This window comes from Marinobacterium sp. MBR-111 (genome assembly GCF_040547585.1).
Lineage (GTDB): Bacteria > Pseudomonadota > Gammaproteobacteria > Pseudomonadales > Balneatricaceae > Marinobacterium > Marinobacterium iners.
This window is the reverse complement of sequence record NZ_JBEPQA010000007.1, coordinates 153,884-167,173: the sequence shown is the minus strand read 5'-3', so window position 1 is coordinate 167,173 and position 13,290 is coordinate 153,884. Positions and strand designations below refer to the sequence as shown.

Below are 13,290 nucleotides of genomic sequence, written 5' to 3'. Positions count from 1 at the left end.
GAAAGCCACATGGCCTTCAACCTTAGCCGATTTTGCAAAAGTGCTCTTTAGCTCGTGTAACCGTAGGTTTCATGCTCGCACTGAGGCTCTGAGTTGTAGATAGGCTGCCTTGTTTTCATCTGTCACTGTGTCTCCTCTGTTCTGTGTTAGAAGAGAGTCCAGGTTTGTCATCATATACCGCTCAATAGCCGCACGATTATCAGTCATATAACGATTTAAATCAGACATTTTAGGTGGTGTGTTCAGTCTTTCTTGGCGGTCACTGTAATGTAGCAAAGCCAATTCATGATTTTCCCAAAAAGACTCTACAGCTTGAAAGTCAGGATGAATACGTCCATCATCCATTTGAGCCAGAGGCTTACCCGCCAGATAATTGTCCACCATATCCTGCAAGCTAAAATCAGAAAAGCCTACTCCTCCACCAAATCGTGTGTCGAACTCCGAGTAGAGACCGGAAACAAGAGTATTCATCTCTTGATATAAGATCTGATTTTCTTGCTTCATATACCTTTCTGCGGCCATTTCAAATAACCCGGAAATATCGTTCCATATTGTGTAGTCCTGTATTTCTTGAGCATCTGGGGCGTATTTGTTAAATTCAACCCATAGACCTGACATATCTTCATCCACGACCATCGCATTTTCATAGTCTTCGCTAGAAGGAAGTGAAGATCCGTACCAGACTTCCATTGGTCTGAATGAATTATCGATCTGGTCACTTCCATCTATCCAGGCATTTTTCATACGATCGACCAGCTGACGAACTTCATCTGCTACAGGTTCATCCTGGCTGGACAGCCATCCATCCAAATCGGAGGGAAACTCAACCAGTTTGGACAGGCTTTTTTCAAGCTCGGCTATTTTCTCTTGATTTCGATTCCAAAACAGCTCCACTGACTCGGCCACGTCCGGAGACATATTACTTGGCAATATAGGTTGACCATCCTCTTGATCAAGAGAGCCCCTGAATAGGGTACTGAACATCCCTGCGTCGAGATCAAGGTCTTCGAAAGAATCAGCTAACGTGAAAATCTGATCGAGATATTCGATTGTGAGTTGTCTACGCTCGGTTAGCCATTGCTGCTGATAATCCGCAGCCTGTAAACCTGTTGCTGTACCTTCCGTTTTGTATGCTTGCCATTGTGCGTTTTCGCGTTCGCTCCAGAAAGTGACTTCTGCCACCCAGTCCTGATCAGCATCTTCAGACAACAAGTTTTTAGTAGGACCGGCTCCCACCATAGTGTCCTGATCGATTAGGCCATCCTTCTTCAATGCCTGAAGCTCTTTAACCACACTTTTGGCAGGCTCATCAATGTTTAGATGAATTTCTCGTTTTGGACCATTGTAGATTCCCTTCCATGTTACCGGTGTAATATAAGACATATAGGCCTCCAGTCCTTAGTATTTTTTATGTATATATTTAATGGTCACTAACCAAACCAACCTTCCCCAGTAGCTTCTTTATATACCGGGCTTGCATTTTTATTTGTAAAATCGATCAATATTTCAAGAATCTTCGAAGGTTCTGTTCCTTTAGATTTCTCGGAATCGTAAAGCTCTTTCCTGGCTGTTTTAAATATAGCCGCGTTTCGATTAAAAGCAGCTTCAAAATCCTGGGTAACCAAGCGTCCAGAAGTTGCGAGCCTATGAGGACCATTCAGGTTTTCGCGGATAGACTCCAAACTAACAAACATGGTTGTTACCGAGTTCACCATCATGTTTGACATTTCGTCCGCAAAAGAAGAGTCTACATTCCCCTCGTTAATGAGTCTCTGTTGGGCCTCGGTCCTGGGTGGTATTTCGTTCAGAGTGGAAGCATTCTCCACAAAGGTCTTTACAGCACTGGAAATAGTCACTTGATCGGCATATTTTGCCGTATTGGCATCAGTGGCAGGCAGAACATTGCCGCTTTGCTTACCACCTACGGATGATTGAATGTCATTGTAGGTCAATACGTTATAGCCGGACTGAATGATCATATCGCGCTCCTTGCAAGTAATCTTAACGTTTATAAAGCACAATCCATGCCGTAATCCTTACGGATAAAGGAAATACCGTGAAATCGCTGAGTCGCGTTTTTTACTAACTTATCCCTCCCTTTTATCTTCAGATTCTAATGTCTGAAAGGGCCAGCAAGCACTGACCCTCTTCATGCCCGCACCTCAGACATCAGTTTGCTCAGCCAAAGCAAGGGCGTCATCTAACTCAACGCCCAAATAGCGGACAGTGCTATCCAGCTTCGAATGACCGAGTAGTAGCTGGACAGCCCTCAGGTCATGCGTACGCCTGTATATCAGAGTGGGTTTGGTTCTTCTCATCGTGTGTGTGCCGTAGTCACAGACATCCAAACCAACACTTGTAACCCACTGATCAACGATGCGGGCATACTGTCGTGTAGTCAGATGGCGGTTGGGAACGACCCTGCTGGGGAACAGAAAGTCACTGCTTATTAGCCGTTTTTGGCCGATCCAGTCGCGTAGAGACTCTCGGGTCTCCTCCGTGATTTCGAACTGTACTGGTTTACCTGTTTTCTTTTGGATGATGATGGCTCTACTCTGGATCGTTGTACCGTGGCTGATATCTTTGACTTTGAGATTCATCAAATCACAACCACGCAGCTTACTATCGATCGCGAGGTTGAACATCGCCAGGTCTCGGGTTTTGCCGGAAAGCTCAAGACGTATCCGAATGCCCCAAATTTCTTTCAGCTTCAGAGGGCGCTTTGGGCCCATCAGCCTCCCCTTGTTCCAAGGTGGGTTCAGGTGCCTCTCATCAATACTATAATTGCTCATTGTCTTATCCTCTTGATAATAGAGGGTAAGTATTGATCAAGATGGTCCAGTCCAGCTGTACAATGCTCCTTCTGCGTATAGGGCCCTGTGTACTCATATTGCAAGGTGTTATACTGCACTCAGGCAACTGCTAAAGAGGAGGTGCCACCATGGCAACAACATCGTTTGACAAGAGCTTTGTGGTCACGGATCAGGAATCCATTGATCGGATCCATTATGACTTGGCGCACCCCCGCCTGATCAAGGTTACCAAACGCGACTACAAGGCCGAAAGTGCGAAGGGTATCAAGTTATTAAAACGACGATTGTCCAGCTCGGAGACCTGCTGAGAGAGCTTGGGGTAACCAACTCAACCAAGCTTCTCGGCACTTTCTCCTGCCCTCGTAACCTTGATGTCGAAAACTTTCTGACCAGCCCGGGCAAAGCAATTCGCTTTGAAGAAACGGGTAATGCACGAACCTATCTGATTTTGGATGAAGCAACCGGCGACCTGCTGGCTTATTTCTCCGTTTCCTTTAAAGAGCTGATCCTTGAAGGTACAGGGCTCAGCAAAACCAAAATACGCTCACTTGACGGTATCAGTAAAAACGCGGAGCGCATCCGGTCCTTCCTGATTGGCCAGCTTGGCAAAAATATGGCTATTAACGGTAACCCTATTGGGCTGGCTGATATTTTAAACGAAGCCTATGCCGTCTTTGCAGCGGCAAAACAGTTGATAGGTGGTCGTGTCATTATTTTGGAATGTGAAAATATTCCAGAGCTGATTGCCTATTATGAGCGGCATGGTTTTGCATTGATTGAAACTGTTACAGGCGACTCAGATCTCAGAACACTCTATATCCATATCGTGGAGTGATCGCAGAGGATCGCAACTGCCGTTTGGTCCGCTTTGGGCCAACATCGGGATTCCTGGCAAATGAATCAGGGTCTGCTCGTCGGGGTAGCCCGTTCATATCCATTATGATGAGCCCATCCTGAGCCCGATACGCCGACCATCCGATAGTGTCCACCTATTTTTAAGTGGACACTTTTGATTCATTAGACCGACGGTGTGTGGTTGATGTCGTGCTTTTGGTCTGCGCAGAGCCTGCCCAGACAGCCAAAGCGCCATAGTGCACCATACCATGAGGATCGCCAGGTCAGGAGGCCCGCCACCAGTACGGCGGCAAGCTGAATAAGTCCTATCCAGACTATGATGGCGATGGATAATTGCCAAGTTGTGGTACAGACCCAAAGGGCCGCCAAGAGGTGCAGGCAGGCTACCGCTTGGAACAGGTACCGGCGTCGGCCGGGTTTTTGACACCGGCCGTACACTGCTTGGTAATGACTGTCGATCGCCATGGCAAACTGAACAAACCCCAGAAAAATCATGATAAAGGCGAGTATCATCATACCGTACTTGCTCCGGTTGCTATTGGTGCTCTGGAGTTGTTGTGGTGAGTACCGCCTTTGCCGTTTTTGATGCGTTTGAGTGTATGCTGTCGTACCCAGAAGGCAGACATGAGTAATCCAAAACCGGTTATAAGCGCGATCAGATCGAAGCCGATTCTTGGCCAGTCATGAGCTACCAGTCCAGCCCAGAGTCCTACGGGTGAGGTGAGTCCATCCAGGATGGGTATACAGATAAACAGAGTGGCCGCCAAGCTCAGCTGAATAAACCAACCGTGCTGTTTACGTGCCAAATATGCATGCAGCAGAGTTAGCAGCCAGGTCAGAAATAACACGCGTATTTCCCAAAGGTCACGAGACTCCATATCTGCTGGCAGCAAGCGATTTGCCCAAAAATAGCTACCTATGGCGACCATCAAACCAGCAATTGCAGCAAGATTAAGCATACTGACCAGTTCATACCCCACTGACCCCGCCTGTTTTCGAGTACGCTTGACCACCCATAAAACGGCACCGGTTGCGACCATGGCACTACCAAGTATGCCAGCGATGAAAAACAGCATACGGGTGAGCACATCGGCAAAGCGGGCTTCGTGTGTAACCTTCAATACAATGAACACAGCGGTTGCCAGAGAGCTCGCCATTGACTGCACGGCTGTTTCACCCAGGTTCGCATCTTTTTGCCGGTTGCCATTCAAGTCATAGGTCAGCTGGCGCCCGGTGCGTCCGCCGAACAAGCTGTCACGTGTAGCGTTGGTCACCTGAATACGGGCATTGGCTGTCATCGGTTGTTGTATGTTGAGGCTCGCAACAGGCCCGTCAAACAGGAGCTCGGCATCGGCGAGAATGCCGGCCAAATCCGGCCTCACCACTGCTGGCCTTGTGTGTGTTGAAGGGTTGACGTGCTCAAACTGGCTCGCTGCAACCGTCGTTGGGCGACCTCCGTTCTGAGTGCCTGGGTTACTGTTCCAGAACAGCAGCGTCGATGACAGCAGTACCAGCCCTGAGAACGTGATCATGATGTGGAAGGGAAGAGCCAGTACGCTGCCGATGACATGCCCATCGATCCAGGACACCGTGCGCTTGCGGGGACGGAAGGTAAAAAAGTCACTGAAGATCTTGCGGTGCATGATGACACCACTGATGATCGCGACCAGCATCAGCATGCTGGCCACACCGACGATCGCGCGCCCAACATCCCGTGGCATGGCGTAGAGTTCAAAGTGAAAGTCATAAAGGAAATTACCGCCGGCTGTTTCACGCAGGACCAGCACTTCACCGTTTGACGCATCGAGGAGCGCACGGGGCCCCCGCCGACGCTGCTCGGCCTCACCTTCGGCGATCCAAGATACCCCTGTTTTGGGGTTCCGCTCTGATGGCAAGCTGATGCTCCAGCTTTTCCCCCAGGGTGCCAGCAGCGCCAATCGGTTCCAGGCACTATTGGTTGCAGTCGCGGTATCAACCTTGTTGGCAATGTGGCCTTCAGGCTGCATCCAGTGAGTGATTTCAGTGCGATAAAATGAAAGTGTGCCGGTGACGAAGACGGCAAACAGCAGCCAAATCAGGATCAGACTGCTCCAGGTGTGTAGCCAAGTCATGGATTGGCGAAAAGGCCCTTTCATGCGGTTACTCCTCCCTGAATGGCAAACCATCCTGCCCAGAGCACTGCATTGCCGGCAGCAATAGCGAAAGCGGTTTTTAGATGACTGCGGAAGCCGAATGCAGCCAAAATCAGCAACAGGTAGATTAGAAAAAAGCTGATATTGACCAGAAATCGATGGTCACGAGGTTCTAGGTTAGCAAAATACGCCAGCCACAGGCTGATAATAGCGGCTAGAGCATAACCACCCACTGCGGCACTCACCACGCGTGTGGTAAGCAGTAGTTGTTCCTTCAAAGTTGCATACTCCGTAATCGCCTTCAGCTTGGCGAGTGTGGACTAATGGACGATACTTCAGTTGGACGGTGCTGCGTGATATTCCGCGAGGACTTGCTCCAGCCAGCGGGTAATTCTGTTGTCAGTCTGCTCCGGTTGAATATCTTCATCCAGAGCGAGTCCGAAGAAGGCTTTGCCATCCGGTGTCAATGCGCGTGAGGCTTCAAAGGTATAACCTTCAGTGGGCCAGAAGCCGACAAAGCGGGCGCCAGTGGTTGCCAGGCGTTCATGTAACCAACCCACTGCATCGAGGAAAAACTCACCGTAGCCGAGTTGGTCACCGAGACCATAGAGAGCCAAAGTTTTACCCTGCACCGGGAAGGCCGCAATTTCGTTATCACGTTCTTCCCAGTCCTGTTGAATACCACCGAAATCCCAGGTCGGTATGCCCATGATGATGAGGTCGTAGTCCGCGAGCAGATCAGCGGTCACCTCATTGATGTTGATCACCTCAGGCGTCAGTCCATGGGACTCCAGTACAGACGACATGCGATAGGCCGCATCTTCTGTATTGCCGGTGTCCGTACCAAAAATAATGGCTGTAAAGGGGAGTTCGTTCACGTTCAGATTCCATCAACAAGCGATGTTAGGGAGGGTGGTGCGAAGGTGCCTGCAGCGGGAGCCCGAAGGGGTAGGCTCATGGCTGCAGGCGGTTAAATCCGCGTAGGATTCCACACTTAGAAATCGACAGTTAATCCCATGTTGAGACGTCTGCCATCCAGCACGACCCCGTAGTCATCGTTGGTGACCTCCTTATCCAACAGGTTGTACACACCCGCCTTTACACGGGCAGAGGGTGTCAGTTGATACACCAGGCCGGCATCGACAAAACCATAGCCAGGCGTGCCATCGGACATGCTGGTGCGGCCCATGTAATCGGTGGTTTTGCCACGGTAGTTACCTTGCATCCACAGGTTCAACTGCTCAGACTGCTGCCAATCCAGACTGGCGTTGAACATGTGCTTGGGTATTTTGTTCAGAGGCTCGCCTTTGAACTCACCGGTTTTCTGCTCCGAGTCGGTGTAGGTGTAGCTGGTACTGAGTCCCAGTGTAGGTGTCAGCTCATAATCCAGTGTCACCTCAATGCCGTGCATCTCTGCTTCATCAATGTTTTTGCGAGTACTGAGGAAGTTATAGTTGTTGCCCTCGTAGGCACAAGCCCAGGTTGATGGATCGTTGCGGTCCCCGTTGGGAGATGTACAGAAGCGGTCCTCAGCAATTTTGTCTTTGTAATTGGTGTGGAACAGCATCAGACTGGTGTTGAGCCCTGTTGTCATACTGTCAAATACAAATCCCATTTCGTAGCTGACACTTTTTTCAGGCTCAAGATCTGGGTTGCCGATAATCAGGGCGCGGGGATGAGGCGCTGGTGAGCCACCACCGCCGGTACCCCGCCCAAACCCTGCCGTCGCCTCAGCCAGTCCAGGTTGTTTGTAGCCAGTGGAAATACCGCCTTTCAACGCCCACTCCGGTGTTAGGCGGTAATTGGCGTAGATGCGGGGTGAAAGGTGGCCGCCAAAAAGTTCGTCATCGTTGTAGCGCAAACCGGTTGTCAGATTGAGTTTATCAGTGAGCGACCAGTCTACCTCAGTAAAAACGGCCGCAATCCAGCGATCAACGTTCCTTACGGCGCCCGGAACATTGGATGTGAGCAGGCCATTGGTCTCGTCAGTAAAGTCCTCGATTTTGTACTGGCCACCAAAAGTGAGTGTATGGGCCCCCATAAAATACGTTGCTTGGGAGTTAAGAGTGGTTACTTCTTCCTTTTTTTCCCGGTCTTGAACCAGTTCAGAAATATCCTGTTGCAGGAAGGTGCTCAAGAAGAGATTGCCATAGCGGCCATCATGAGAAAGCACGTATACATCCTTGTCATAAGTACGTGTTGACCCAGTTTCCGTGCCAGCGACGCTTTTGCCAGGTGTTGTGGTGCTTTCCAGACGTGAAGAATCATAGCTAAAGGCAAATTCGTTCTGCTCATTCGGCGTCAGGAACAACTTGATACCACCTTGCTTGCGCGATGTATCCGGCTTACTTGCCGCCCCGTCGCCACCACCAGCAAAATCACTTTCATCCAAACCCAGCCAACTGCCATTCACCTGAGCGCTGAGAATACCTGGCAGAAGTGCACCAGCAGCGTACAAGTTGACCTGCTGCTCATCGTTGCTGAGGTCATTCATAGACTTGGTGTACTCGGTACTCAGTGTGCCTGACCACTGCTCACCGCCGCGACGCGTAATGATATTAATTACGCCACCCATGGCTTCAGAGCCATAGAGGGATGACATGGGACCGCGAATTACTTCAATTCTATCGATCATGGAAATAGGCGGCAGTGCGATTTGTTTGCCACCATCAGAGCCGTTGGTATTCACCGCACGGCCGGCTGAAATCGGTTTCCCATCAATCAGGTAAAGTGTGTAGCTGTCGTCCATCCCACGGATACTGATGTCCTGCATGTTGCCGCCGCCTGTCACATAGAGGCCTGGGATGTTCTTTACAGCATCCACAATGCTGTTATATGACTTCTTTTCCAGTTCTTCCCGGGAAATCACGGAGATACTTGCAGGCGCATCCATGATGTTCTGCTCGAAGCCAGCCGCAGTAACAACAACCTTATCCTGGTCGATGGGCTCAGCTGCCTGTGTTGAAACACTGATGGCTGCAGCTACCGCAACAGTCAATAAATGAGGAGGGAAGCGATACATACTCTGTCCTTAATACAATATTGAGAATGGTTATCGATACGGGTGAATGCTACCGTTACTGATAATTATTTACATATGTTAATGAATATATTTACATAACTTTACACTTCGTTCGGGAACTCATGAGTGCTCATGCTTCTTAGGAGGTAGATGGTGTTTCATTGTATGAGACTGTGTTGTTGGGGAACGACCTGCCGTCAGGGTCAGCCCTGAAACAAGGCCCCAACATTCCAGTTGCGATAAGGTGAGCCAGCAACTTGCTATGTACCCCATGAATCATCCGGTTGCTGTGGTATCCTCTTTGGATTCAGTATATGTATTCAGACATAAGGAAGTGCCGCCCTGCCCAGCTGCTTTGTGTTTGTCAGTCACTCACATTAGAATATGCAAAACGACTAATGAACAATCCAACGCAATAGTCACGCCGTAACTAATCAAATCGGTTCATTACTTTACCAAGCAGGAGCTTACTGTGCTGTCACAACGCTACACCCGTCTGGTCACCACACTACTGATGTCGATGGTCATGGTTACCCTGATGACGTTTGTGATCACCGCCATCAACACCGGTTTCACCGAAGGCTTCTCGTCACGTTGGGGCATGGCGATTCTGATTGCCTGGCCGATCGCGTTTCCGCTGATTTATGTGCTGCCCAAGCGCATGCAGATGCTGGCCGGTCGGATTTGCAGCCTGCCTCATTAAATCAGTGTACTGAGTTTGCCCCTCGAGCCTGCACCTTGCAGGCTTTAGTCCCCTTGGCACAGCCTAACCTTCGATCCATCCAACTGCCCTTTCTTATCACGTTGGCCCAGGCCAGAGCTTTTAATATATAAAAGCTATCGAACCATTAATTACGATTAATTTCACACATTCAAAGCCTCTCGATACCATAGCTCCATATTCGAAATGCACTGAACGCCGAACAGGAGATTCCACAGGACAGGCGGACGGTCGCAACATATAACTTTACCGAGAGATGACGCACATGTTGGATACCAATCTGAAGCAGCAGTTGAACACCTACCTGAAGAACATTGTTACCCCGATCGAGCTGACACTGACCACCAATGATAGCGACAAGTCCAAGGAACTGGCGGATCTGACACATGAGATCGCCGAGCTGTCTGACCAGATCAGTGTGAAGGCTGGCAGCGATCGTCGCGAGCCGAGCATGGCCGTTGGTGCCGCCGGTCAGGCACCGCGGGTCAACTTTGCCGGTATCCCCATGGGCCACGAATTTACCTCGCTGGTACTGGCATTGCTGCAGGCCGGCGGTCATCCGTCCAAGGCCGATGCCGCACTGCAGGAGCAGATCAGCAACCTGAAGGGCGAATTCCACTTCGAGACCTACATCTCACTGTCGTGCCAGAACTGCCCGGACGTGGTACAGGCACTGAACCTGATGGCGGTGCTGAACCCGAACATTACCCACACCATGATCGATGGTGCGCTGTTCCAGCAGGAAGTTGAAGAACGTCAGATCATGGCCGTGCCGTCCGTCTACCTGAACGGCGAACACTTTGGTCAGGGCCGCATGACGCTGCCGGAGATCATCAACAAGCTGGATACCGGCGCGGCCGAGAAGAAAGCGGCTGAGCTGAACGAGCGCGAGCCTTACGAAGTGTTGATCGTCGGCGGTGGCCCGGCCGATGCCTCGGCAGCGATCTACGCCGCACGCAAGGGCATCCGCACCGGTGTGGTCGCCGAGCGTTTCGGCGGTCAGGTGATGGATACGGTCGGTATCGAAAACTTCATCTCCGTGCCCTACACCGAAGGCCCGAAATTGGTCGCCAGCCTGGAACAGCACGTCAAGGAATATGAAGTCGAGGTGATCACCGAGCAGTCAGCGGCAAAATTGAAGAAAGGCGAGCTGATCGAGGTGGAGCTGGCCAGCGGTGCGACCCTGAAAAGCCGCAGCGTGATTCTGGCCACCGGTGCCCGCTGGCGTGAAATGAACGTACCGGGCGAGCAGGAATACCGCGGCAAGGGCGTGGCCTACTGCCCGCACTGCGACGGTCCACTGTTCAAGGGCAAGAGCGTGGCGGTGATCGGTGGCGGCAACTCCGGCATCGAGGCTGCGATCGACTTGGCCGGTATTGTTAAAGACGTGACCGTGCTGGAATTCTCCGACACCCTGCGCGCCGACAGCGTGCTGGTGAAGAAGGCGGAGTCTCTGCCCAACATCACCATCATCAAGCAGGCGATGACCACCGAAGTACTGGGTGACGGCAACAAGGTGATCGGCCTGAAGTACAAGGACCGCAAGACCGATGAGTCTCATGTGGTGGATGTGGCCGGCATCTTCGTGCAGATCGGTCTGGTGCCGAACAGCGAGTGGCTGAAGGACTCACTGGAGCTGACCGAGCGCGGCGAGATCGTCATCGACAGCCACGGCGCCACCTCCATGCCGGGTGTGTTTGCAGCCGGTGATGTGACCGCGACACCGTACAAGCAGATCATCATCTCCATGGGGTCTGGCGCAACCGCGGCCTTGGGTGCCTTTGATCACCTGATCCGCAACTGAACTCTATCTCTCTTCAGCGTTTTGCTGACTTGCACCGCCCTTCGGGGCGGTTTTTTTGTTTGTGGTCCGTCAAGAAATCAGTATGTTCTTCCGCTTGAGGTAGTGCTGAATATGATCAAAGGTCGCGATCACAAAATCGGCTTCCTCGATAATCAGATTGAGCCGCTCCAGGCGCTCTGCTGCCTGCTCGGGATAGTGATGTGCAAACTTGTTGCGCAACACAGCAGCAGTACCGAACTCTTCTGCTGAACGAATCGCACCCAGTTTTTCCATCAGCAGAGTCTTGTCCCGGTTGGATTTATCCGAAATATCTTCCTGTTCAACATAGGCAATCCCCCTGAACAAATGGTCCTGAATCATGGCTACCGTCTGGGAATACCTTAAAATCAAGGCATCAATGGATTCTTCCTGTTCATCCGTCAGATGTTCCAGCTGCGCCTCTGCCAGAGGGAACAGAGACCGGACCTTGTTTACGGAATAGGTCAGTTTGCCAATCCGTTGCTCGCAAGCTGCAATATTGGTTGCCAGAATGCGTTGTTCCTTGTTCAAAGCTGCACTCCTTCTCGTGCTATGGCGTGAATGGGCTCGTCCGGCGTATCACGCTGTTTTACCAGCAAATCAATATGGGTATCACAGGCACCGCTGATGCGGTATTCCAACAGTAGCCTTTGCTTCAGCGACAACGGTTGGCTGGTTTCAAAAAACAGATCAATATCCCCGCCACGGCGGTTTACATCCGCCCGGGAGCCAAACAAATAAATTGTCCCTTCAGGATCAACCGCTGTCAGCAACTGCCGAATGGCCTGCTCTTCCCGAGTCGTTAATCTGTATTGAGTTGCCATACGAAATGTCCTGCCTAAACCGTTCTGAAAGCAGTATAGCGACCTTTGCATTTGGCTTCACAGACGCAGCATCACCTGATCACCACGGCAGTCCACTTCCAAAGCGCTCAATCAGAAAGTCGCACAAAAGCTGCAGTCGTGGCGAGCGCTGTCGCGCCTGTGGATACACCAGCCAGACGCCGCTGTAGGGGTAACGGTACTGTTCCAGCATCGAGATCAGCTCACCACGTCGCAGGGCCGGCTCGACGTAATAATCAGGCAGTTGGGCGATCCCCAACCCTTTGCTGACCGCATCCAGCAACGCAGGGCCAGAATTGGAACGCCAGTTGCCGCTGGCTTTCAGCTCCTTGCGCTGGCCATTTTCACTGAACAGCCAGAAGCTGTTGGACCCCATCAGGCAGTTGTGTCGACCCAGCTCGGACAGTGTGTGCGGCATGGGGTGACGCTGCAGGTAGCCGGCGCTGGCACAGAGGTATTCGCGTCGGTCGCACAGTCGCCGCGCCAGCAGGGAGGAGTCTTTCAGCGTACCCATACGCACGGCCAGGTCATAACCTTCGCTGATCAGGTCGGTCTGGCGGTTGGTCAGGTGCAGGTCGAGGTTGATTTTCGGGTATTGCAGCATGAAGTCGTTCAGCTGCGGCGCCAGAAAGCGCTCACCGAAGGTGGTGGCGCAGGTCACTCTGAGCGTGCCCGAAGGTTCCGCCTGAAAGCTGGACAGCTCTTCTTCCGCCGCGCTGAAACCCTGCAGCAGTTCACGGCAGTGCTGAAAGTAGTGTTCGCCCGCTTCACTGAGGCGAAACTTCCGCGTGGTGCGATACAGCAATGGCGTGCTCAGTTCGGCCTCCAGTCGGGCTACCAGCCGGCTGATATGCGAGGGCGAAACCTTGAGTTTGCGTGCCGCCGCCGAAAAACTGCCCTGCTGTACTACCTCGACAAAGGCTTCGATTGCTTCCCAGTGCCGCATTCTATGTTCCCCGCCCGTCTGATATAGATCCTGTATGCCAGAATTATTGCAGCTGAGCAAAAATACTTTTCGATTGCTGTCATTATCACGGAGCAGATCTGGGGCTACACTTGAGCCATCACGTTTATCTCAAATCT

The 13,290-nt window shown here is 51.5% G+C and carries 15 protein-coding genes; 4 read left to right on the top strand and 11 right to left on the bottom strand.

Annotated elements, in window-relative coordinates; genetic code table 11:
- Window positions 1–69: 69 nt before the first annotated feature.
- The 3 genes from ABIE61_RS07570 to ABIE61_RS07560 all read right to left on the bottom strand — a co-directional run bounded on the left by ABIE61_RS07570 (window position 70) and on the right by ABIE61_RS07560 (window position 2,792).
- Window positions 70–1,383 (bottom strand): hypothetical protein, encoded by a 1,314-nt coding sequence (locus tag ABIE61_RS07570; protein WP_354408140.1) that lies wholly within the window; start codon window positions 1,381–1,383, stop codon window positions 70–72.
- 47 nt (window positions 1,384–1,430) lie between these two features.
- On the bottom strand, window positions 1,431–1,979 hold the full coding sequence (locus ABIE61_RS07565; protein ID WP_354408137.1) for a hypothetical protein: 549 nt from the start codon (window positions 1,977–1,979) through the stop codon (window positions 1,431–1,433).
- A gap of 183 nt (window positions 1,980–2,162) precedes the next feature.
- Complete coding sequence (locus ABIE61_RS07560) at window positions 2,163–2,792, bottom strand: tyrosine-type recombinase/integrase (protein ID WP_354408134.1); 630 nt, start codon at window positions 2,790–2,792, stop codon at window positions 2,163–2,165.
- Between the two features lie 149 nt (window positions 2,793–2,941).
- Here ABIE61_RS07560 and ABIE61_RS07555 point away from each other — a divergent pair, with 149 nt between their 5' ends.
- Window positions 2,942–3,121, top strand: coding sequence for a hypothetical protein (locus ABIE61_RS07555; RefSeq protein ID WP_354408132.1), 180 nt, complete (start codon window positions 2,942–2,944; stop codon window positions 3,119–3,121).
- 140 nt (window positions 3,122–3,261) lie between these two features.
- Window positions 3,262–3,648: a hypothetical protein gene (locus tag ABIE61_RS07550; protein WP_354408129.1), complete on the top strand. Its 387-nt coding sequence runs from the start codon at window positions 3,262–3,264 to the stop codon at window positions 3,646–3,648.
- Between the two features lie 182 nt (window positions 3,649–3,830).
- Here the strand turns inward: ABIE61_RS07550 and ABIE61_RS07545 are convergent, their stop codons facing one another.
- From ABIE61_RS07545 to ABIE61_RS07525, 5 genes are all read right to left on the bottom strand, one after another.
- Window positions 3,831–4,184, bottom strand: a complete 354-nt coding sequence (locus ABIE61_RS07545; protein WP_354408127.1) for a DUF3325 domain-containing protein — start codon at window positions 4,182–4,184, stop codon at window positions 3,831–3,833.
- Window positions 4,181–5,803, bottom strand: a complete 1,623-nt coding sequence (locus tag ABIE61_RS07540; RefSeq protein ID WP_354408124.1) for a PepSY-associated TM helix domain-containing protein — start codon at window positions 5,801–5,803, stop codon at window positions 4,181–4,183. The genes ABIE61_RS07545 and ABIE61_RS07540 overlap by 4 nt, the downstream gene beginning before the upstream one ends.
- A complete protein-coding gene (locus ABIE61_RS07535; protein ID WP_354408122.1) occupies window positions 5,800–6,078 on the bottom strand; it encodes a hypothetical protein in 279 nt (92 codons plus the stop codon). Before ABIE61_RS07535 ends, ABIE61_RS07540 begins: the two co-directional genes overlap by 4 nt.
- 57 nt (window positions 6,079–6,135) lie before the next feature.
- Complete coding sequence (locus ABIE61_RS07530; RefSeq protein WP_354408120.1) at window positions 6,136–6,678, bottom strand: flavodoxin; 543 nt, start codon at window positions 6,676–6,678, stop codon at window positions 6,136–6,138.
- Window positions 6,679–6,794: 116 nt separating this feature from the next.
- Window positions 6,795–8,822: a TonB-dependent receptor domain-containing protein gene (locus ABIE61_RS07525; protein ID WP_354408117.1), complete on the bottom strand. Its 2,028-nt coding sequence runs from the start codon at window positions 8,820–8,822 to the stop codon at window positions 6,795–6,797.
- Between the two features lie 472 nt (window positions 8,823–9,294).
- Between ABIE61_RS07525 and ABIE61_RS07520 the strand changes: the two genes are divergently transcribed.
- Both ABIE61_RS07520 and ahpF read left to right on the top strand, forming a co-directional pair.
- Window positions 9,295–9,525, top strand: coding sequence for a DUF2798 domain-containing protein (locus tag ABIE61_RS07520; protein ID WP_242530050.1), 231 nt, complete (start codon window positions 9,295–9,297; stop codon window positions 9,523–9,525).
- Between the two features lie 283 nt (window positions 9,526–9,808).
- A complete protein-coding gene (gene ahpF / locus ABIE61_RS07515) occupies window positions 9,809–11,347 on the top strand; it encodes an alkyl hydroperoxide reductase subunit F (protein ID WP_354408115.1) in 1,539 nt (512 codons plus the stop codon).
- 69 nt (window positions 11,348–11,416) lie between these two features.
- Here ahpF and ABIE61_RS07510 read toward each other — a convergent pair whose 3' ends face one another.
- The 3 genes from ABIE61_RS07510 to ABIE61_RS07500 form a co-directional block, all read right to left on the bottom strand.
- Window positions 11,417–11,896: a hypothetical protein gene (locus ABIE61_RS07510; protein ID WP_354408112.1), complete on the bottom strand. Its 480-nt coding sequence runs from the start codon at window positions 11,894–11,896 to the stop codon at window positions 11,417–11,419.
- The gene (locus ABIE61_RS07505) at window positions 11,893–12,189 is read right to left on the bottom strand and encodes a nucleotidyltransferase domain-containing protein (RefSeq protein ID WP_354408110.1); all 297 of its coding nucleotides are present in this window, start codon (window positions 12,187–12,189) and stop codon (window positions 11,893–11,895) included. Before ABIE61_RS07505 ends, ABIE61_RS07510 begins: the two co-directional genes overlap by 4 nt.
- Before the next feature lie 79 nt (window positions 12,190–12,268).
- Entirely contained in the window at window positions 12,269–13,153 is an 885-nt protein-coding gene (locus tag ABIE61_RS07500; protein ID WP_354408107.1) for a LysR family transcriptional regulator, read from the bottom strand.
- Window positions 13,154–13,290 lie beyond the last annotated feature (137 nt).